Source organism: Prescottella sp. GW823-FHT02E09 (genome assembly GCF_058797375.1).
The window spans coordinates 1-20,425 of the sequence record NZ_JBXAJP010000017.1; the positions used below are offsets into that span (position 1 = coordinate 1).

18 protein-coding genes, 1 tRNA gene and 1 rRNA gene are annotated in these 20,425 nt (G+C 68.7%); 18 read left to right on the forward strand and 2 right to left on the reverse strand.

All coding sequences use genetic code 11. The features are described 5' to 3' along the window. The 3 genes from rrf to AC1RIF_RS26835 all read left to right on the forward strand — a co-directional run. Positions 1–76, forward strand: a 5S ribosomal RNA gene (rrf, locus tag AC1RIF_RS26825); the annotation flags it as partial. Between the two features lie 60 nt (positions 77–136). After that, the gene (locus AC1RIF_RS26830) at positions 137–1,237 is read left to right on the forward strand and encodes a tetratricopeptide repeat protein (protein WP_492604428.1); all 1,101 of its coding nucleotides are present in this window, start codon (positions 137–139) and stop codon (positions 1,235–1,237) included. Beyond that, positions 1,234–2,247 carry an HAD-IIA family hydrolase gene (locus AC1RIF_RS26835; protein ID WP_492604429.1) on the forward strand — a complete coding sequence of 338 codons (1,014 nt, stop codon included), beginning with the start codon at positions 1,234–1,236 and terminating at the stop codon, positions 2,245–2,247. Before AC1RIF_RS26830 ends, AC1RIF_RS26835 begins: the two co-directional genes overlap by 4 nt. Positions 2,248–2,328: 81 nt before the next feature. On the opposite strand, the gene AC1RIF_RS26840 is transcribed toward AC1RIF_RS26835, so the two are convergent. Next, on the reverse strand, positions 2,329–2,505 hold the full coding sequence (locus AC1RIF_RS26840) for a hypothetical protein (RefSeq protein WP_492604430.1): 177 nt from the start codon (positions 2,503–2,505) through the stop codon (positions 2,329–2,331). 43 nt (positions 2,506–2,548) lie between these two features. Between AC1RIF_RS26840 and AC1RIF_RS26845 the strand changes: the two genes are divergently transcribed. The 15 genes from AC1RIF_RS26845 (at position 2,549) to AC1RIF_RS26915 (ending at position 17,748) form a co-directional block, all read left to right on the forward strand. Continuing rightward, on the forward strand, positions 2,549–3,400 hold the full coding sequence (locus tag AC1RIF_RS26845) for a TlyA family RNA methyltransferase (RefSeq protein WP_492604431.1): 852 nt from the start codon (positions 2,549–2,551) through the stop codon (positions 3,398–3,400). Next, complete coding sequence (locus tag AC1RIF_RS26850; RefSeq protein WP_492604432.1) at positions 3,397–4,350, forward strand: NAD kinase; 954 nt, start codon at positions 3,397–3,399, stop codon at positions 4,348–4,350. The genes AC1RIF_RS26845 and AC1RIF_RS26850 overlap by 4 nt, the downstream gene beginning before the upstream one ends. 2 nt (positions 4,351–4,352) lie before the next feature. Beyond that, positions 4,353–6,131: a DNA repair protein RecN gene (gene recN, locus AC1RIF_RS26855; RefSeq protein WP_492604433.1), complete on the forward strand. Its 1,779-nt coding sequence runs from the start codon at positions 4,353–4,355 to the stop codon at positions 6,129–6,131. Positions 6,132–6,232: 101 nt separating this feature from the next. After that, a complete protein-coding gene (gene steA, locus AC1RIF_RS26860) occupies positions 6,233–7,417 on the forward strand; it encodes a putative cytokinetic ring protein SteA (protein WP_492604434.1) in 1,185 nt (394 codons plus the stop codon). Next, positions 7,414–8,358: a copper transporter gene (locus AC1RIF_RS26865; RefSeq protein ID WP_492604435.1), complete on the forward strand. Its 945-nt coding sequence runs from the start codon at positions 7,414–7,416 to the stop codon at positions 8,356–8,358. The genes steA and AC1RIF_RS26865 overlap by 4 nt, the downstream gene beginning before the upstream one ends. 146 nt (positions 8,359–8,504) lie before the next feature. Further along, on the forward strand, positions 8,505–10,235 hold the full coding sequence (gene pyrG, locus AC1RIF_RS26870; RefSeq protein WP_492604436.1) for a CTP synthase: 1,731 nt from the start codon (positions 8,505–8,507) through the stop codon (positions 10,233–10,235). A 9-nt stretch (positions 10,236–10,244) separates the two neighbouring features. Further along, a complete protein-coding gene (locus AC1RIF_RS26875; RefSeq protein ID WP_492604437.1) occupies positions 10,245–10,895 on the forward strand; it encodes an NUDIX domain-containing protein in 651 nt (216 codons plus the stop codon). Next, positions 10,892–11,821 (forward strand): site-specific tyrosine recombinase XerD, encoded by a 930-nt coding sequence (gene xerD / locus AC1RIF_RS26880; RefSeq protein WP_492604438.1) that lies wholly within the window; start codon positions 10,892–10,894, stop codon positions 11,819–11,821. The genes AC1RIF_RS26875 and xerD overlap by 4 nt, the downstream gene beginning before the upstream one ends. Positions 11,822–11,977: 156 nt before the next feature. Further along, entirely contained in the window at positions 11,978–12,868 is an 891-nt protein-coding gene (locus tag AC1RIF_RS26885) for a ParA family protein (protein ID WP_492604458.1), read from the forward strand. Between the two features lie 4 nt (positions 12,869–12,872). Then, a complete protein-coding gene (locus AC1RIF_RS26890) occupies positions 12,873–13,703 on the forward strand; it encodes a segregation and condensation protein A (protein WP_492604439.1) in 831 nt (276 codons plus the stop codon). After that, positions 13,700–14,395 (forward strand): SMC-Scp complex subunit ScpB, encoded by a 696-nt coding sequence (scpB, locus tag AC1RIF_RS26895; protein ID WP_492604440.1) that lies wholly within the window; start codon positions 13,700–13,702, stop codon positions 14,393–14,395. The genes AC1RIF_RS26890 and scpB overlap by 4 nt, the downstream gene beginning before the upstream one ends. A gap of 12 nt (positions 14,396–14,407) precedes the next feature. Further along, positions 14,408–15,364 carry a pseudouridine synthase gene (locus tag AC1RIF_RS26900; protein WP_492604441.1) on the forward strand — a complete coding sequence of 319 codons (957 nt, stop codon included), beginning with the start codon at positions 14,408–14,410 and terminating at the stop codon, positions 15,362–15,364. Then, entirely contained in the window at positions 15,361–16,053 is a 693-nt protein-coding gene (gene cmk / locus AC1RIF_RS26905) for a (d)CMP kinase (RefSeq protein ID WP_492604442.1), read from the forward strand. Before AC1RIF_RS26900 ends, cmk begins: the two co-directional genes overlap by 4 nt. Next, a complete protein-coding gene (der, locus tag AC1RIF_RS26910) occupies positions 16,050–17,492 on the forward strand; it encodes a ribosome biogenesis GTPase Der (RefSeq protein ID WP_492604443.1) in 1,443 nt (480 codons plus the stop codon). Before cmk ends, der begins: the two co-directional genes overlap by 4 nt. Before the next feature lie 182 nt (positions 17,493–17,674). Continuing rightward, a tRNA-Pro gene (locus AC1RIF_RS26915) sits at positions 17,675–17,748 on the forward strand. 74 nt (positions 17,749–17,822) lie between these two features. On the opposite strand, the gene AC1RIF_RS26920 is transcribed toward AC1RIF_RS26915, so the two are convergent. Next, positions 17,823–20,237: a LuxR C-terminal-related transcriptional regulator gene (locus AC1RIF_RS26920; RefSeq protein WP_492604444.1), complete on the reverse strand. Its 2,415-nt coding sequence runs from the start codon at positions 20,235–20,237 to the stop codon at positions 17,823–17,825. Between the last annotated feature and the right edge of the window lie 188 nt (positions 20,238–20,425).

Consider the following 20,425-nt stretch of genomic DNA (forward strand, 5'->3'; position numbering starts at 1 on the left):
GAACCCGGAAGCTAAGCCCTCCAGCGCCGATGGTACTGCACCCGACAGGGTGTGGGAGAGTAGGACACCGCCGAACATCCGTTACCGAAAGGGGACCCAACACACTGGGTCCCCTTTCGTGTTTTGCATGAAAGGAATGGCTGTGTCGGAAAGCAGTGGTGATCGTCGGAACTTCCGCGGAGACGGCACTCACCGTTCCGAAGGACACCAAGGACAGCAGGGAAGCCGCGGCGGACGCCCGTCGGATCGTCAGGGTTCACGTGACGACCGGCGCCAGGCGCCGAGCGGTGGACAGGACCGTGCCGGCCGCCCCAACCGTGGCGGAGGCCAATGGCGCGATCGCGACGACCGTCGCACCGAGAATCGCGGTGACGACCGTCGCGGCGACAACCGGGGTGGCGATGCCCGCGGTGACCGGCGTGGCGACGACCGTCGTCAGTTCGACGGTCGTGGCGACGACCGTCGTGGAACCGGCGGAGGACCGCGTCGTCGCGGTGGAGAAGGCGGCTTCGGTCCGGCACGTGGCCGTGAATCCATGGGTCCGAACCGCCGTGACGCTCGCCCCGACGAGCCGGATCTGCCGGACGACGTCGAGGCCGGCGAACTCGATCCGGCAGTACGCCGGGACCTGCTGAGCCTGGACAAGAACAATGCGAATGCTGTTGCGCGGCACCTGGTGATGGCCGGTCGGCTGATCGAGGACGATCCCCGCCTGGCACTCGCGCACGCCCGTGCTGCCCGCCAGCGCGCCGGACGCATCGCCGTGGTTCGCGAGACCGCCGGCATCACGGCCTACCACGCAGGTGAGTGGGCCGAGGCGTTGTCCGAGTTGCGCGCAGCCCGCCGGATGTCGGGTGGGCCGGGATTCCTCGCGGTGATGGCCGACTGCGAGCGGGGACTGGGCCGTCCGGAGCGTGCCATCGAACTGGGTCGAAGCGACGAGGCGCGGGCGCTGACCGGTGAGGACGCCAGCGAACTGCGCATGGTCGTCGCCGGTGCGCGCATGGACCTGGGCCAGTTCGATCAGGCCGTGGTGACTCTCCAGACCCCGGATCTGGACGCATCGCGTTCCGGTCCGGCCGCGGCCCGTCTGTTCTACGCCTACGCCGACGCGCTCGTCGCGGCCGGCCGGATCGAGGACGGTCTCAAGTGGTTCCTCAACTCCGCTGCGGCCGATCTCGACGGTGACACCGACGCGGAGGAGCGTGTGGCCGAGCTGACCGGAGAAGGTCAGTGACGGAGCCGGTCCCCGTCCCGCTCCGTGCGGGATACGACGTGCTGCTGCTCGACCTCGACGGCACCGTCTATCAGGGACCGGACGCGATCCCGGGTGCGCGGGAGGCCCTCGATGCGGGCGACGAGCGGCAGCTGTACGTGACGAACAACGCGAGCCGCAGCCCCGCGGAAGTCGCCGCTCACCTGCGTGAGCTCGGCTTCCAGGCGGCGGACTCGGATGTCGTGACGAGTTCACAGTCGGCGGCGCGCCTGCTGTCGGAGCGTCTGACTCCTGGGTCGTGCGTCCTCGTGGTCGGGACGGATGCGCTCGCTGCCGAGGTCGAGAACGTCGGCCTGCGCGCAGTACGCCGCTTCGAGGACGAACCGGTGGCGGTCGTGCAGGGGCATTCCCCGGCAACCGACTGGGTGATCCTCGCCGAGGCGACATTGGCGATCAGGGCGGGTGCGTTGTGGATCGCTGCGAACGTCGACACGACGCTCCCTACCGAGCGTGGACTGGTTCTGGGCAACGGATCGATGGTTGCAGCGGTACGGACCGCCACCGGGAGGGAGCCGATCGTCGCAGGTAAACCCGCATCTCCCCTGATGGAGGATGCGCTGCGCCGCGCCGGCACCGGACGTCCGCTGGTCGTCGGTGATCGACTCGACACCGATATCGCCGGAGCGAACGCAGTGCGCGCCGAGTCGCTGTTGGTTCTGACCGGGGTCAGTACGACCGCCGATCTGCTCCGAGCCGACGAGTCGCACCGTCCGACCTACGTCGCGGAATCACTGGACGCCCTCAACCATGCGGCCGCATCATCCGCGGTCGGAACCCAGCCCGGGTGGTCGGTGGAGTTCGCCGGCGGCGACCTCGTCGTCCACACGGATCCGGCTGAGCCGGAGGGAACGCGCACCGGCGCATTCCTGTCGGTTCTGGCAGCCGCGTGGCAGCATCCTGAATTCGTGCGCATCCGCGCCGGTGACGACACGGCGCGCGCCGCCGTATCGTTCCTTCTGGGCGAGATGTGACGCTGCGACCGGTCGGCTCACCGACCGGTCGCAGGTGGTCTGTTGTCGGGCGAATGGGCTAGGTTTGCAGCGATGAGCACGTCAGTACCACTTCCAGGTCAACACCTCCCGGACACCGGCGGCGGAGCCGATCCGGCGGGCGTCCACCGCCGCGTAGATGAACTGCTGTCGCAGTTGGGTGATGCATCCGGTGGCTCGACCCAGCCCGGCGATGCTGAGGACGTCGCACGTCAGGCACAGATTCTCGAACGGGCTCACGATGTTCTCGTCGAGTCCCTGGCAGCAGTGGACAAGGTCTGAGGTGGCACGTCGAGCAAGAGTCGATGCGGAACTCGTGCGGCGGGGGCTCGCTCGCTCACGGGAGCATGCGGTCGAATTGATCTCCGCCGGGCGCGTCCTCATCTCCGGGAATGTCGCGACCAAGCCCGCTACTGCGATCGAGGCGGGGACACCGCTGCTCGTCACCGAGGTCGACGAAGAGGTCTCCTGGGCGTCGCGCGGCGCACACAAGCTGATCGGCGCGCTCGACGCCTTCATGCCGGACGGGCTGACGGTCGAGGGACGACGGTGTCTGGATGCGGGCGCCTCTACCGGCGGTTTCACCGATGTCCTCCTGCACAACGGTGCCCGGGAAGTCGTCGCCGTCGACGTCGGCTACGGACAGCTGGTGTGGCGGCTCCAGTCCGACGATCGGGTTCATGTGATCGACCGGACCAACGTCCGGTCCATCGACGCGGACACCATCGGAGGTCCGGTCGATCTGGTGGTGAGCGACCTGTCGTTCATCTCCCTCAAGCTGGTCCTGCCGGCCCTGGTTGCCTGCACATCGGAGGGCGCCGATCTGGTGCCGATGGTCAAACCGCAGTTCGAGGTCGGTAAGGAACGAGTCGGCACCGGCGGGGTGGTCCGGGATCCCGAGCTGCGTACCAGCGCCGTGCTGGAGGTTGCGCAGGCCGCGGCCGTCCTCGGCTTGCGGACGGTCGGGGCCGTGGCAAGCCCACTGCCGGGGCCGTCCGGCAACGTCGAGTACTTCCTCTGGCTGCGCAAGGACGGCGCTACCGACGCCGTGCCGGCGGAGGCAGGGGAAGCCGGGGCTCCCGAATCATCGGTCGAGGACCTCATCCGTCGTGCTGTTCAGGAAGGTCCGCAGTGACCGATACGCTCGCGACCGGCAACCCTCGGGTCGCCGCGCCGCGCCAGATTCTGCTGGTCGCCCACTCGGGCCGTGCCGAGATCACCGAGACGGCCCGTCGTGTCGCGGCGATCTGCGCCCGCGCGGGCATTGCGCTGCGACTTCTCGAGAACGAGGTCGACCTGGAACGGGTCGAATCGCTCGGAACCGGGGGCGACCGGCCTGACGTATCCGTGGTGCCGGAAGGGCCGGGCGCCGCGTCCGACTGCGAGATGGTGATCGTGCTCGGCGGCGACGGCAGCTTCCTGCGGGCAGCCGAGTTGGCGCAGTCCGCGAATGTCCCCGTCCTGGGTATCAACCTCGGACGGATCGGGTTCCTCGCCGAGGCGGAGGCCGAGCACCTCGAAGCGGCGATGGATCAGGTGGTGCGGCGCGAGTACCGCATCGAACACCGGATGACGTTGGACGTGGTCGTCCGCATCGAGGACCGGATCGTCCAGCGCGGGTGGGCGCTCAACGAGGCGAGCATCGAGAACCGGTCCCGGCTCGGCGTGCTCGAAGTGGTCCTCGAGGTCGACGGCCGGCCGGTCTCCGCGTTCGGCTGCGACGGAGTTCTCGTCGCGACACCGACCGGATCGACGGCGTACGCTTTCTCTGCCGGTGGGCCGGTCGTGTGGCCGGAACTCGAAGCGCTGCTGGTCATTCCGAGCAATGCACACGCGCTGTTCGCCCGTCCGCTGGTGACCAGCCCGGAGTCGATCGTCGCGGTCGAGACCGTGGCGGACAGTCACGACGGTCTCGTGTTCTGCGACGGACGGCGCACGCTGGAGTTGCCGGCGGGTGCCCGTGTCGAGGTGATCCGCGGCAAGGATCCGATCCGCTGGGTGCGTCTGGATTCGGCGCCGTTCGCGGACCGGATGGTGCGCAAGTTCGATCTTCCGGTGACGGGGTGGCGAGGGAGGAAGCGGTAACTGTGCTGGCGGAGATTCGGATCGACAACCTCGGAGCCATCTCGTCGGCCTCCGCTCAGTTCCACGCAGGCCTGACGGTTCTGACGGGTGAGACCGGCGCCGGCAAGACGATGGTCGTCACCAGCCTGCACCTGCTCAGCGGTGCGCGGGCCGACGCGGGACGCGTACGGGTGGGGGCCGCCCGTGCGGTGGTCGAGGGCCGATTCAGCGTCGACGACTCCGCCCCACAAGTCGACCGTGAGGTTGCACGGCTACTCGAGTCGTGTGGTGCCGAGCGGGACGAGGACGGCAGCATCATCGCGGTACGCACCGTCGGCGGCGACGGACGGTCCCGGGCTCACCTGGGCGGGCGCAGTGTCCCGGCCGGGGTGCTCTCCGAGTTCACCGCCCCGCTCCTCACCGTGCACGGACAGAACGATCAGCTGCGCCTCCAGCGGCCGGATCAGCAGCGTGCCGCGCTCGACCGATTCGCGGACAAGGCCATCGGCCCGCTCCTGACGCGCTACCGCAAGCACCGTACCGAGTGGGTGGAGGCGCGCACGGAGCTGATCGAGCGGACCAGTCGCACTCGGGAACTCGCGCAGGAAGCGGACCAGCTGACGTTCGCGCTCGAGGAGATCGACCGCGCCGCACCGAACCCGGGCGAGGACACCGACATCGTCACCGAGGTGCGCAGGCTCGGCGATCTCGACTCGCTGCGTTCGGCCGCCGAAGGAGCACAGGCCGCGCTCGCCGGTGTCGACGACGACGCGCTGGGTGGAGCGTCGGCGGCCCTCGACCTGCTCGGTGAGGCCCGCTCACGGATCGAGGGGTCGGACGATCCGGCGCTCACCGCCCTGGGGCCCCGGCTGGGCGAGGCGATCGCAGTCGTCGCCGACGTCTCGGGCGAGCTGTCCGGGTACCTGTCCGGACTGCCGAGTGATCCCGGCGCGCTGGACATGCTGTTGACCCGGCAGGCCGAGTTGAAGGCCCTGACGCGGAAGTACGCGGCGGACATCGACGGTGTGCTCGCGTGGGCGGAGACGGCTCGCGAGCGGCTCGCCCGCATCGACACGTCGTCGGGCGCGCTGGCGGATCTGTCGGCGCGCGTCGCGGAGACCGCGAAGCTCACCGCGGAGGCCGCGGCGAAGCTGACGTCGGCCCGCACCAAGGCGGCCACGAAGCTCGCGAAGGCGGTCAGCGACGAGTTGGCCGGGCTCGCGATGGGACGGGCCGCGCTCGACGTGTCGGTGCGTCCCCGAGAGGCGGGGCCGAACGACTCGGCACCGCTGACGGTCGACGGCCGTGAACTGCATGCCGGCGCGTCCGGTGTCGACGAGGTGGAGTTCCGGCTCGCCGCGCACAGCGGGGCCCAGGCACTGCCCATCAGCAAGAGCGCATCGGGCGGTGAGTTGTCCCGCGTGATGCTGGCCCTCGAGGTGGTCCTGGCGGGCTCGGATCGGGGCGCGACGATGGTCTTCGACGAGGTGGACGCCGGTGTGGGCGGGCGGGCGGCGGTGGAGATCGGCCGTCGACTCGCCCGTCTCGCGCGGACCCATCAGGTCATCGTCGTCACCCACCTGCCGCAGGTGGCGGCATTCGCCGACACGCACCTCGTGGTGGACAAGACCGACGACGTGCGCCGCGGTGTCGCCAGTGGCGTGCGCACCTTGACCGAGGAGGAGCGGGTGGTCGAACTCGCTCGCATGCTCGCCGGTCTCGATGACACGGAGACCGGCCGCGCCCACGCCGAAGAACTGTTGTCGATCGCGGGGCAGGAACGCAGCACCGCCCACGCATAGCACGGAAACCGACTTTTCTGTTGGTATAGCTGTTACGGGTGTGGTAGTTGGTACGGCGCGCCTCCACGATCATCCACGTGTGACGGGCGATCATCGAGGTCATGAAGATGCCGGCGCTGCTCTCCCGAAAGACCGAATCCCTCCCCGGAATCAGTGGCATCGCCCGAGTCGACCGCGACACCGCCAAGCTGCTGCGCCGCGTCGGACACGGCGACATCGTCGTACTCGACGAGATCGATCTCGACCGCGTCACCGCTGACGCACTGGTGGCCGCCGGCGTGCTCGCGGTCGTCAACGCGTCCCCGTCCATTTCGGGTCGCTACCCGAACCTCGGACCCGAGGTACTGCTCGCCAACGGCATCGTGCTGGTCGACTCGGCCGGGACGGACATCTTCAAGGCGATCAAGGACGGATCGAAGATCCGCCTGCACGAGGGAAGCGTCTTCGCCGGCGACCGCCCCCTGGCGAAGGGCGAGGAGCAGACCGAGGCCGAGATCTCCGATCGCATGATCGAGGCCAAGACCGGGCTGGTGGATCATCTCGAGGCCTTCTCGGGCAACACGATCGAGTTCATCCGGTCCGAGAGCCCCCTGCTGATCGACGGTGTGGGCGTGCCGGACATCGACGTCGATCTCGAGGACCGGCATGTCGTGGTCGTGGCCGACGGACCGGACCACCAGGCCGATCTGAAGGCACTCAAGCCGTTCATCAAGGAGTACTCGCCGATTCTCGTCGGTGTCGGCGCGGGAGCCGACACCCTGACGAAGGCGGGATACCGCCCCGACCTGATCGTGGGCGATCCCGAGGACATCACCGCCGAAACCCTCAAGTGTGGTGCCGAGGTCGTGCTGCCGGCCGATCCGGACGGCCATGCACAGGGCCTGTCCCGGATCCAGGACCTCGGTATCGGTGCGATGACGTTCCCGGCGTCGGCGTCGCCGTCGGATCTGGCGTTGCTGCTGGCCGACCACCACGGCGCATCGCTCATCGTGACCGTGGGCAGCACAGTCTCGCTCGACGAGTTCTTCGACCGCGGCCGACGTGACACCAACCCGGCGGCGTTCATGACGAGGCTCAAGGTCGGGCCCAAACTGGTGGACGCCAAGGCCGTCGCGACGTTGTACCGCAGCCGGGTATCCGGCGCGGCCATCGCGCTGCTGGTGCTCGCGGCGCTTACTGCGGTGATCGTGGCACTCGTCGTCTCGAACGTCGGCGGTGACGCGTTGGACTGGGCAATCGATACGTGGAACAGCTTCGCGCTGTGGGTTCAGGGGCTCTTCAAGTGATTTCGATGCGTCAACATGCAATCTCCATAGCGGCGATCTTCCTGGCACTCGCGATCGGCGTCGTGCTGGGTTCGGGGCTGCTGTCGAACGGGATGCTCTCCGGGCTGCGGGACGACAAGGCGGACCTGCAGAACGAGATCGAGGATCTCAACCAGGAGAACAACCGGCTCGGCGAACAACTCGTATCGGCGGACGGTTTCGATTCCGCCGTCGCGGACCGCATCGTCCGCGATACCCTCGCGCAGCGGTCGGTGATTCTCGTCACGACGCCCGACGCCGATCCCGCGGACATAGACGGGATCAACCGTGTCGTGGCGCAGGCGGGCGGATCGGTGACCGGCCGGGTGTCGCTGACCAAATCGTTCGTCGACTCGGTCAACGGCGATCAGCTGCGCACGACGGTGACGAACATCATTCCTGCGGGCATCCAGCTGCGAACCGGGGCGGTGGACCAGGGCAGTCTGGCGGGCGACCTGCTGGGCTCGGTGCTGCTCCTCAACCCGCAGACGGCCCAGCCGCAGACCACTCCGGAGGAGCGCACCCTGGCGCTCGAGACGCTCCGCGGTGGCGGCTTCGTCGACTACGACGGGAACGTTCAACCTGCACAGTTCGCCGTCGTCCTCACCGGTGAGGGGGACCCCGAGAACACGGGCGGCAACCGCGGCGCAGTGATCGCCCGCTTCGCCGGAGCGCTCGACGGGCGCGGTGCAGGCACCGTGCTGGCGGGCCCGCCGGCCGCTGCGGAGGGAAGCGCACCGATCGCGGTGGCACGCGCGGACGCGGCCGTCTCGGCTGTGCTCACCACCGTCGACAACATCGATCGGGAATCGGGTCGAATCACGACGGTGCTGGCACTCCAGGAGCAGCTCGGAGGCGGTTCCGGACGGTACGGTACGGGGCCCGGCGCCACTGCCGTGACGGTCGGCGCGCCGACTCCGTAGGGCGGGTGTGACGCCCGTCGCTCGCGTACCGGGAGCGTCGCGCACGGCCGACGGACGAGAAGGTGTTACCGTGAAGTCCCGTGGGTCGGCAGGCCCCAGCACGCTCAACTCAGACCAAGTCCTGCACAGTCGTCACGGGAGCCCCTTTGCCACAGTCACGCATCCATTCGCGTAGCGCCACCAAGCACATCTTCGTGAGCGGGGGTGTCGCCTCCTCTCTCGGTAAGGGATTGACCGCTTCCAGCCTCGGTGAGCTGCTCACCGCGCGCGGACTGCGCGTGACGATGCAGAAGCTCGATCCTTACCTCAATGTCGATCCCGGAACGATGAACCCGTTCCAGCACGGTGAGGTCTTCGTCACCGAGGACGGCGCCGAGACCGACCTCGACGTCGGCCACTACGAGCGGTTCCTCGATCGTGACCTCAACGCGTTCGCCAACGTGACGACCGGCCAGGTCTACTCGGCGGTCATCGCGAAGGAGCGCCGCGGCGAGTACCTGGGCGACACGGTCCAGGTCATCCCGCACATCACCGACGAGATCAAGAGCCGTGTCCTCGCGATGGCCGGCCCCGACGCCCAGGGCCAGGTGCCGGACGTCGTGATCACCGAGATCGGTGGCACCGTCGGCGACATCGAGTCCCAGCCGTTCCTCGAAGCGGCCCGTCAGGTGCGCCACGACGTCGGCCGCGAGAACGTCTTCTTCCTGCACGTGTCGCTGGTGCCGTACCTCGGCCCGTCCGGTGAGCTCAAGACCAAGCCGACTCAGCACTCGGTGGCGGCGCTGCGCAACATCGGCATCCAGCCGGACGCGCTGATCCTGCGCTGCGACCGCGACGTGCCGCAGGCGCTCAAGGCCAAGATCGCGCTGATGTGCGACGTCGACGTCGACGCCTGCATCTCGACGCCCGACGCGCCGTCGATCTACGACATCCCGAAGGTACTGCACAGCGAGGGGCTCGACGCCTACGTCGTGCGCCAGCTGGGGCTGCCGTTCCGCGACGTGGACTGGACGGTGTGGGGCGACCTGCTCGACCGCGTCCACAATCCGCGCGAGACGGTCCGCGTCGCGCTGGTCGGCAAGTATGTCGACCTGCCGGACGCCTACCTGTCCGTGACCGAGGCGTTGCGCGCCGGTGGTTTCGCGCACCGCTCCAAGGTCGAGATCTCCTGGGTTCCGTCCGACGAGTGCGAGACCGAGGAAGGTGCGCAGGCCGCGCTCGGTGACGCCGACGCCGTCCTGATCCCCGGCGGTTTCGGTATCCGCGGCATCGAGGGCAAGCTCGGCGCCATCCGCTTCGCCCGTACCCGCCAGATCCCGCTGCTGGGCCTGTGCCTGGGCCTGCAGGCCGTCGTCATCGAGGCGGCGCGCTCGGTGGGTCTCAAGGACGCGAACTCGGAGGAGTTCGACCCGGACACCAAGCACCCCGTCATCTCGACGATGGCCGACCAGGAGCAGATCGTCGCCGGCGAGGCCGACCTCGGCGGCACGATGCGCCTGGGTGCCTACCCGGCCGTGCTCGCCAAGGGGTCGGTCGTCGCAAAGGCGTACGACAGCGAGAACGTCTCCGAGCGGCACCGTCACCGCTACGAGGTCAACAACGCCTACCGCGATCGCATCGCCAAGAGCGGCCTGCAGTTCTCCGGCACCTCGCCGGACGGCCATCTCGTCGAGTTCGTCGAACTGCCCGCGGACAAGCACCCGTTCTTCGTTGCGACGCAGGCGCATCCGGAGCTCAAGAGCCGTCCGACCCGTCCGCATCCGCTGTTCTCGGCCTTCGTCGGTGCTGCCCTCGACCGCAAGGCCGGACTGCAGACGCCGGTCGACGCAGCTGCGGACGCACCGGCCGATCCGGCCACCGCGGACAGCGTCGGATAGCGCACCCGGATGAGCCTGCCGGGGGAGCACGAGTTCGACACGGTCGACTCACGCGACGTGTACAGCGGGGCGATCGTGGCCCTGCGCGTGGACCGGGTCGCGATGCCCGGCGGGCGAGAAGCCGATCGGGAGGTCGTCGAGCACCACGGGGCAGTTGCCGTGGCGGTGCTCGACGACGCCGACCGGCTGGTTCTGATCAAGCAGTATCGGCACCCGCTGGGTCGCCGACTGTGGGAGTTGCCGGCCGGTCTGCTCGACGAGCCCGATGAGGTGCCGTTGGATGCGGCGCGTCGGGAACTCGTCGAGGAGACCGGACTGGCCGCCGACCGATGGTCGGTGCTGGTCGATGTCGCGTTGTCTCCGGGGTTCACGGACGAGTCGGTGCGGGTGTTCCTGGCGGAGGGCCTGCACGACGTCGGACGTCCGGACGCGCACGACGAGGAGGCCGACCTCGAGATCGTCCGCGTCCCGCTCGACGACGCGGTGACGATGGCGCTGCGCGGCGAGATCGTGAACGCGACCGCGGTGTCGGGCATCCTCGCGCTCGCGGCGGCCCGTGCACGGGGCGACGTCCTGCGTCCGGCGGACGCGGACTGGGTCGACCGACCCGGGACGTTCGCGCGCCGGAAGCACGGCGGGGCGGACCGCGGATCGGTATGACGGCGCTCGGGGGCCAGATCGGCACGTACCTGGACCACCTGGCCGTCGAGCGCGGTGCGGCGCGCAACACCCTCAGTTCCTACCGGCGGGACCTGGACCGGTATGCCCGGTTCCTGGCGTCCCGCGGTATCGAGGATCTGCGTTCGGTCGGTGAGGTCGACGTCAGCGAGTTCGTGGTGTCCCTGCGTAAGGGCGACCCCGAGACCGGCACGGTCGCGCTCGCCGCGAGTTCGGCAGCGCGGGCATTGATCGCGGTGCGCGGTCTGCACCGGTTCGCGGCCGCGGAGGGCGTGACGTCGGTCGATGTCGCCCGGGCGGTGAAGCCACCCACGCCGGGACGTCGTCTGCCCAAATCCTTGCCGCTCGACGACGTGCTGGCGGTCCTGGACGCAGCCGGCGGGGACGGCGCCTCCGACAACCCGCGCACCCTGCGCGACCGTGCGCTGCTCGAGTTGCTCTATTCGACCGGCGCGCGCATCTCGGAGGCGGTGGGGTTGGACGTCGACGACCTCGACACCGATTCGCGTTCGGTGCTGCTGCGCGGCAAGGGCGGGAAGGAGCGGGTCGTCCCGGTCGGACGGCCCGCGATCGCCGCGATCGACACCTACCTGGTGCGGGGGCGTCCCGCACTGTCGGTTCGGGGTACGCCGGCCCTGTTCCTCAACGTCCGCGGCGGGCGGTTGTCCCGGCAGAGCGCCTGGCAGGTCCTGCACACCGCGGCGGAGAAGGCCGGGATCACGGTCGCGGTGTCGCCGCACACGCTGCGGCACTCGTTCGCGACGCACCTGCTCGACGGCGGCGCGGATGTCCGCGTCGTCCAGGAACTCCTGGGACACGCCTCGGTGACCACGACGCAGATATACACCATGGTCACGGTGGGTGCCCTTCGCGAAGTGTGGGCGCAGGCCCATCCCCGCGCGCGTTGACGCGGTTGCGTGTTGGCAGTCGTTTGAGATCACGAAGCGGTAGCGTTACGGCATCAGCTATCGACAGGACGGGATCAACAGGACGGGGAGCATCGGACCGTGGTGATACCGCAGCCGCCGGAGGCGGACCCAGCGCACCCGTATTCCAGGGGCGCGCTGTCATATGCAGAGAAGGTCGACATCGAGCAGGCCGTAAAGACCGAGCCGGAGGCGCCGTTGGGGCCCACCGGACGCCCGCTGCGCGAGGTCCCCGAACCGGCCTCCGTCAGCGGTCACGGACCCGCCCGGATCATCGCGATGTGCAACCAGAAGGGTGGCGTCGGGAAGACGACGTCGACGATCAATCTGGGCGCGTCGCTCGCCCAGTACGGACGCCGTGTCCTGCTGGTGGATCTCGACCCGCAGGGTGCGCTGTCCGCGGGTCTCGGTGTGGCACACCATGATCTGGATCTGACAGTCCACAACCTGCTGGTGGAGCGCACCTCCGTCGACGACGTCCTGATGCGCACCCGGATCGACGGACTCGACCTGCTGCCCAGCAACATCGACCTGTCGGCCGCCGAGATCCAGCTCGTCACCGAAGTCGGTCGCGAGCAGACGCTCGGACGCGTGCTGCATCCGGTGCTCGACCGCTACGACTACGTGCTGATCGACTGCCAGCCGTCGCTGGGTCTGCTCACCGTGAACGCGCTCGCGTGCGCCGACAGCGTGATCATCCCGATGGAGTGTGAGTTCTTCTCGCTGCGCGGTCTCGCGCTGCTCAACGACACCGTCGACAAGGTCCGGGACCGCCTCAATCCCCGGCTGACGCTCGAGGGCATCGTCGTGACCATGTTCGACAGCCGCACGCTGCACGCTCGCGAGGTGATGTCGCGGGTCGTGGAGGTGTTCGGAGACCTGGTGTACGACACGGTCATCAACCGGACGGTGCGGTTCCCGGAGACCAGTGTGGCGGGGGAGCCGATCATCACATGGGCGCCCAAGTCGGGCGGTGCCGAGGCCTACCGGGCGCTGGCCCGCGAGGTGATCCACCGTTCCGGCCGGTAGCGATGTGAGTACGGATGTCGTAGCGGCGGCCCCTGCGGACCTGCCGGTCGGAGACCAGCCCGGATTCCGGCTGCGCCTGCGCAATTTCGAGGGACCGTTCGATCTGCTGCTGACGCTCATCAGTCAGCACCAGCTCGACGTGACGGAGGTGGCTCTGGCGGAGGTGACCGACGAGTTCATCACGTACACCCGCAGCCTCGGCAGCGAGATGGGCCTGGATCAGACCACCGAGTTCCTGGTGGTGGCGGCCACGCTGCTGGATCTGAAGGCGGCGCGACTGCTGCCCGCCGGCGAGGTGGACGACGACGAGGACCTGGCATTGCTCGAGGCGCGTGACCTGCTGTTCGCCCGCCTGCTGCAGTACCGCGCCTACAAGCAGGTGGCGCAGTTGTTCGGAGAGCTCGAGACCGCCGCACTCCGCCGCTACCCGCGGTCGGTGTCGGTCGAGGACCGATTCGTCGGACTGCTTCCGGAGGTGCTGCTGGGTGTCGATCCGCGGCAGTTCGCGGAGATCGCCGCGACCGCGTTCCGGCCCCGCCCGGTTCCGACCGTCGGGCTCGATCACCTGCACGTCCCGACGGTGTCGGTGCCGGAACAAGCGGTGCGCATCCTCGAACTGCTCAGGGAGCGCGGCGTCGGCGTCTGGGCCCCGTTCGGGGACCTGATCGTCGACTGCGAGAGCCAGGTGAAGATCGTGGCGCGGTTCCTGGCGCTGCTCGAGCTCTACCGGGAGCGGTCGGTGCTGTTCGAGCAGCCCGAGCCGCTGGGTGATCTGCTGGTGAGCTGGACCGGCGAGGACCGGTCGGCCCCTGCGAGTGAGGAGGACTACGAATGACGTCAGTCGACACCGACGATCTGAGTCCGTTCGAGGACGAGTTCACCGGGTTGTCCGACGACCGGCTCGCGGCAGCGCTCGAGTCGATGCTGCTGGTCTTGGACACACCGGCAGCGCCGGCTCTGCTCGCCGACGCCCTCGGCGTCCCGACGGCCCGGGTCGCCACGGCGTTGCGGACGATGTCCGCCGACCTCACCGCCCGCGGCAGCGGTATCGACCTGCGCTACGCCGGGGACGGGTGGCGGTTCTACACCCGCAACGAGTTCGCGCCCTACGTCGAACGGCTGCTGCTCGACGGCGCCCGGTCCAAGCTCACCCGCGCCGCGCTCGAGACGCTCGCGGTGATCGCCTACCGGCAGCCGTTGACGCGGGCCCGGATCAGTGCCGTCCGTGGTGTCAACGTCGACGGTGTGATCCGTACCCTGCTGGCCCGCGGTCTGATCACCGAGGCGGGCCTCGATCCGGACACGAGCGCGACCACGTACGCGACCACCGAACTGTTCCTCGAACGTCTCGGACTGGCGTCGTTGACCGATTTGCCGCCCCTCGCGCCCCTGCTTCCGGACGTCGATGTGATCGATGACATTACCGAGAGCCTCGAAGCGGACCCACGATTTGCGAGAATGGACAAGGCAACACCCCGAACGGGGTCGGCGAACGCGCCGGACCCCGAGATCGACCCAGATGACTGACAGGGATCAAAAGTGAACAAGCCCGCTCGCCGTGATGGCACACCGGACCGCAAGAAGAAGCCGACGACAGGCCGCCCCCAGGCAGCTTCCAAGAAGCCGCTGAACAAGCGGGGGAAGCCGAAGTCGGCGAAGCCGCAGCGCGCGCAGACGTCCGCGCAGGCACCGAAGATCAGCAACGCCAAGCCTGCCCGCCACCAGTACGCGGAGATCGATCGCGATCTCGCACCCATGAAGGGTGACGGGGTGCGGCTGCAGAAGGTACTCGCGCAGGCCGGCGTCGCCTCCCGCCGCGCAGCCGAAGAACTCATCGACCAGGGCCGCGTCGAGGTCGACGGCCGCATCGTCCTCGAACAGGGCCTGCGGGTCGATCCCGAGAACGCGGTCGTCCGCGTCGACGGTATCCGCGTGGTCGTGAAGAAGGACCTCGTCCACATCGCCCTGAACAAGCCGCGGGGCTGGCAGTCCACGATGTCCGACGACCTGGGCCGACCGTGCATCGGCGACATCGTGTCCGAGCGTGTCTCCGCCGGTCAGCGCCTCTTCCACGTCGGACGGCTCGACGCCGACACTGAAGGGCTGATCCTGCTCACCAACGACGGCGACCTCGCACACCGACTGATGCACCCGTCGTTCGAGGTACCGAAGACGTACCTGGCGACGGTCAACGGCGTCGTCGACCGCAATCTCGGCAAGAAGCTCAAGGCCGGTGTCGAGCTCGACGACGGCCCCGCGAAGGTCGACGCGTTCACGCTCCTCGACGTCAACGGCGGCAAGTCGCTGGTGAAGATCGTCCTGCACGAAGGTCGCAAGCACATCGTGCGCCGCCTCCTCGATGCGGTCGGGCACCCGGTGGTGCGTCTGGTCCGCACCGACATCGGCAACGTCGCACTCGGTGACGGCCGTCCCGGCACCCTGCGTGTCCTTGGCCGCGGCGAGGTCGGCGGCCTCTACGGGGCGGTGGGTCTGTGACCGCACCGACCCCACTGGTCGTCGCGATCGACGGCCCGTCGGGCACCGGTAAGTCGAGCGTGTCGCGCCGCGTCGCGACCAGCCTCGGCGCGCGCTACCTCGACACCGGTGCGATGTACCGGATCGCGACGCTGCACGTGCTGCGCCGCGGTGTCGACGTGACGGATCCCGCCGCGATCGCGGCGGCGACGGCGACGCTGCCGCTGACGATCGGGACCGATCCGCAGGCCGACGGCGTGCAACTCGACGGCGAGGACGTCACCGACGAGATCCGCGGCGCGGCCGTCACCCAGGCGGTGTCCGCGGTGTCCGCGGTGCCCGAGGTGCGGACGTTCCTGGTGGACCTGCAGCGCCGAATCGTCCGGCAGGCCGGTCGGATCGTCGTCGAGGGCCGCGACATCGGCACCGTGGTGCTCCCGGACGCGGACGTGAAGATCTTCCTGACCGCCTCCGCGGAGGCGCGGGCCACGCGACGCAACGCCCAGAACATCGCCGAGGGGCGCGGTGACGACTTCGCCGCCGTCCTCGCCGACGTGCAGCGTCGCGACCACCTCGATTCCACGCGCGCGGTATCTCCGTTGCGTCCCGCGGAGGATTCGGTGACGGTGGACACCAGCGAACTGGGTATCGAAGACGTGATCGGCAGGTTGCTGCTGGTAGTAGGCGACAGAACTGGAGCAGTGCAGTGACCGACGGTTTTTCTGGAGATTCGACGGCGATCGAGTACGCCGGCGACGGAATCTGGAGCGAGGAGTCCGACTGGGATCTCGCCGACTTGGTCGACGGTGAGGACAGCGAAGACCACATCGCGGTACCGACCCTCGCGGTGGTCGGGCGGCCGAACGTCGGGAAGTCGACGCTCGTCAACCGCATCATCGGCCGACGTGAGGCCGTCGTCGAGGACATCCCGGGCGTGACCCGTGACCGCGTCTCGTACGACGCCAACTGGGCCGGACGCCGGTTCATGGTGCAGGACACCGGCGGCTGGGAGCCCGACGCCAAGGGACTGCAGCAGTCGGTGGCCCGGCAGGCCGAGCTGGCGATGCAGACCGCGGACGCGATCCTGCTCGTCGTCGATGCCGTCGTCGGTGCGACCGCGACGGACGAGGCGGTGGCCCGGGTGCTGCGCCGCTCGAAGACGCCGGTGATCCTGGTGGCCAACAAGGTCGACGACAGCCGCACCGAGTCCGAGGTGGCCTCGCTGTGGTCGCTCGGACTCGGCGAGCCGCGCCCCGTCAGCTCCATCCACGGCCGCGGTACCGGCGACCTGCTCGACGACGTCCTGGCGGTTCTGCCGGAGACCCCGCGCGAGGGCACCGGCGGTCAGGGCCCGCGACGGGTGGCGCTGGTCGGCAAGCCGAACGTCGGCAAGTCCAGCCTGATCAACAAGCTGTCGGGCGACGAGCGCTCGGTGGTCCACGATGTCGCCGGTACCACCGTCGACCCCGTCGACTCGCTGGTCGAACTCGGCGGCAAGGTGTGGAAGTTCATCGACACCGCGGGCCTGCGCAAGAAAGTCAACCACGCCAGCGGGCACGAGTTCTACGCGTCGCTGCGGACCAAGGGCGCGATCGAGGCCGCCGAGGTCGCGATCCTGCTGATCGACGCGTCGAAGCCGATCACCGAGCAGGACCTGCGCGTCCTGAGCATGGTCGCCGAGACGGGTCGTGCGCTGGTGCTCGCCTTCAACAAGTGGGACCTGGTCGACGAGGACCGGCGCCTGATGCTGGAGAAGGAGATCGACCGCGAACTGGTCCGTGTGCCGTGGGCGCAGCGGGTCAACATCTCCGCGCACACCGGTCGCGCCGTCCAGAAGCTCGTTCCCGCGCTCGACACAGCGCTGGAGTCGTGGGACAAGCGCATCCCCACCGGACGCCTCAACACATGGCTCAAGGAGGTCGTGGCGGCCACGCCGCCGCCGATGCGTGGCGGTCGTCTGCCCCGCATCATGTTCGCGACCCAGGCCGGTACCCGACCGCCGACGTTCGTGCTCTTCACCACGGGCTTCCTCGAGGCCGGCTACCGCCGGTTCCTGGAGCGTCGCCTGCGTGAGGAGTTCGGTTTCGACGGCAGCCCCGTCCGCATCTCGGTGCGGGTGCGGGAGAAGCGGGACCGCAACAAGCGTTGATCGCCATGATCGCACGGGTTCTGCCGGAGTCGCACAGCAATTCGTCATGGATTCGCTGCGCGGCGATGGCAGAACCCGCGCGGTTTGGTCGTCGAGAACCCGAAAGTGGCCGTTTACCTGCCGATTCGCTTTCCGGAGCGACACTGTTGTAATCTTCTGTGGCGCCCGAACGAGGGCGTGGACGGGCTGTGGCGCAGCTTGGTAGCGCACTTGACTGGGGGTCAAGTGGTCGCAGGTTCAAATCCTGTCAGCCCGACCGAGAAATGCCTCAGGCGAGATAATGTCTCGCCTGGGGCATTTTCTGTTTCTCTGCTTGCGGATGGAGTCGGCTCAGCCGAGACCCAAGCGGCGGGCCATGTCGACGGCCTCCCTGCGCGAGTGCACGCCGAGTTTCCGATACAGCGAGCGTGTCTGTGACTTGATCGTGTTGACACTGACGAACCGCGCCTTCGCGATCGCGGTGGTCGTCTTGCCTGCGATCAGTGCGGAGAGGACGATCTGCTCCTGCCGGGTCAACCGGACGTAGGACAAAGCCGTCCGGAAGGCACTGAACTCGGCCGTCGTGGCACGGACGTCCACCGGCAGATCGATACCGAGTGCGCTGATGTCCTGGAGCATCGACGGCGCGATCATGGTGAACGGCCGTAGCAGTCCGGTCTGCCGGGACAGCGTGATCGCGTGGTTCAGGTGTCGCCGGGCTGCGGTGGGATTTCCGCAGGCGTACGCGGCGGCGGCGCCGATGACGGCGAGTTCCATCGAATCGCGTGCGGTGCAACGGGTATCGCTTCGGTACTCGAGGACGATCGCCTCGGCGGTCGCGGGATCCGCGGTAAGGAGATGGATCCGTGCACGAGCGGCAGCGGTGAGCGGGTGGACGGACTGTCCCACCAGTTTCCTGGCCTGCTCGACCTCATCGAGCGCCAGATGCAGGTCGGCGCGGACCGCATCGAGCAGTGGGCCGGCCACCGCGGAGTCGCCGTGCAGGGTGGGATAGCGGCGGCGGTGATCGTCGATCTGTCGCAGGCCGTCGGCGGGCATCCCGGTCAGCAGTGCGTGCTGGCCGTGCACGTACAGCACGAAGCCCCAGTACTCTTCGTTGTCGGCGGGGGAGCCGAGATCGGTGAGCACCTCCAGTGCCGTGCTCGGTTCGAGTCGGTCCAGCGCGGTGAGGGCGCCCGCGACCATACCCGCTGTCCGCACGAGTCGTTCACTCTCCGCGGGCAGCCGGGGATGCTGCTGTTCCTCGTCGATCCATCGCTGGGCATCGGTGCAGGCGCCACGGATGGCATAGGCCAGCGCGAGCTTGCCGGCCGCATCCCGCTCGACGAACATGCCGGCCCCGGCGCTGTATGCGCGCCGGAACATCGAGGCCGCCTCGTCGATGCGGTCGACGAGCTGGTAGGTGATTCCGATATGCAGGTAGAGGAACGCATACGCGTGCCGCACCCGATCCTCGAGTGCGTCGAACACCGGTACCGGCGCGGTGGCGAGGGGATTACAGAGCGCTGCTGCCTCCGCGAAGCGACCCTCGATCCGCAGTGCCATCACACGCAACATCGCCTCGGCGGTGGCCGTCGCGGTGTCGGATGAGACAACGGACACGTTCCCGGGTCCGGTGGCGGCCACCGGGATGTCCCGCGGCGCGGCGAAATGCCGGTGGAGGCGGCGAATGGCCACGATCGTCGGATGATCTCGGGCGATCTCGTCGGGGATACGCGCGATCAACGCGGCGCCGAGGGTGTCGAGGAATCCTCCGGTGTACAGCGAGGTCCAGTGTTCGCCGACGATGTCAAGGACGTGCGTCCAGTCCTCGGCGTCGATCGCGTGTGCCAGCGCTGTGTGCGGCTCCGCCCGGTCGAGCCAGAACCGGACCAGGGCGGCCCTGGTACGGCGCAGCTCTCCGGGATGGTTCCGGACGGCCGTCCGGAGCAGTGATTCCCTGATCGCCTCCGGGTACAGCCAGACCTGCCGTTCCGTGGGCGGTGCTTGTTCGACGATGCCGGCAGCCTCCCAGGCGTCGAGGTGCATCGCATCGTCGGTATCGGCAATCGCGGCGAGTGACGCGGGAGTCAAGGGGTGCGCGGCCGCCGACAGCGTGACGAGGAGAGATACCGGTGCCAGGGCGGGATCGTCGGACAGCGCGCGGGCGACCGACTCGTCGACTGCGCCGTCGATGAGGCCGTCGATCAAGTCCTCGTGCACTCCGGTGCTCGGATCGGTATCCGCGTCGACCGCGGACGTGGCGGCGCGGACGGCGTCGATCAATGCCGGCAACCCGCCGGTGCGACGTGTGATCCACTGCGCCGAGCGCAGATCGTGGGGTGCCGCGTGCATCGCGAAGAACGCCGCCGTCTCACTGGCGGTGAAGGCCAGGTCGGCGGGCGTCACCACCGCCGCGCGATCTCGGTGTTCGTCGACCAGTTCGTACCAGCTGCCCCTCACCCGCGTGGTGACGATGATTCGCAACCGGCGACCGCGGTCGAGGAGTTCTCGGACGTGCTCCTCGGCCGCGTCGAGAACATGGACCCCGTCGAGGACGAGGGTCATGGGGCTGTCGAGTTCCTCGAACAGGATGCACAGGGCTTCGAAGGGCGACGAACCGTTTCTCTCGCGGCGGGCGGTGCGGGCCGCCGCCTCGGCGAGGACCTGGGACCAGTAGTCCAGCGGGTCGACCTCGCCGCCGGGCGCGGCAATGGACAGCATCTCGGAGTCGGGAACCGGGTTCGTCCCCAACCATGTCGTCACGAGGGTGGTCTTCCCGGAGAACCTGGAGCCGTGAACGACCACCAATGCCGGCCCTTCGGACAGGGCCGGAAAAATCCTGTTGCGGCACAACACGGGTGCCTGTGGCTGAGGCACGACGCCCGTCTCCTCTTCGCAGGTTCGATCCTTGCCGCACACACGCTTCCGGCCGCGCGTCCAACGCTTCCGGC

What these genes read in the sequence shown, in the direction of transcription:
- xerD (WP_492604438.1), top strand. Translation starts at nt 10,892, where the DNA reads ATGACGGCGCTCGGGGGCCAGATCGGCACGTACCTGGACCACCTGGCC.
- AC1RIF_RS26875 (WP_492604437.1), top strand. Translation starts at nt 10,245, where the DNA reads ATGAGCCTGCCGGGGGAGCACGAGTTCGACACGGTCGACTCACGCGAC.
- scpB (WP_492604440.1), top strand. Translation starts at nt 13,700, where the DNA reads ATGACGTCAGTCGACACCGACGATCTGAGTCCGTTCGAGGACGAGTTC.
- steA (WP_492604434.1), top strand. Translation starts at nt 6,233, where the DNA reads ATGAAGATGCCGGCGCTGCTCTCCCGAAAGACCGAATCCCTCCCCGGA.
- AC1RIF_RS26830 (WP_492604428.1), top strand. Translation starts at nt 137, where the DNA reads ATGGCTGTGTCGGAAAGCAGTGGTGATCGTCGGAACTTCCGCGGAGAC.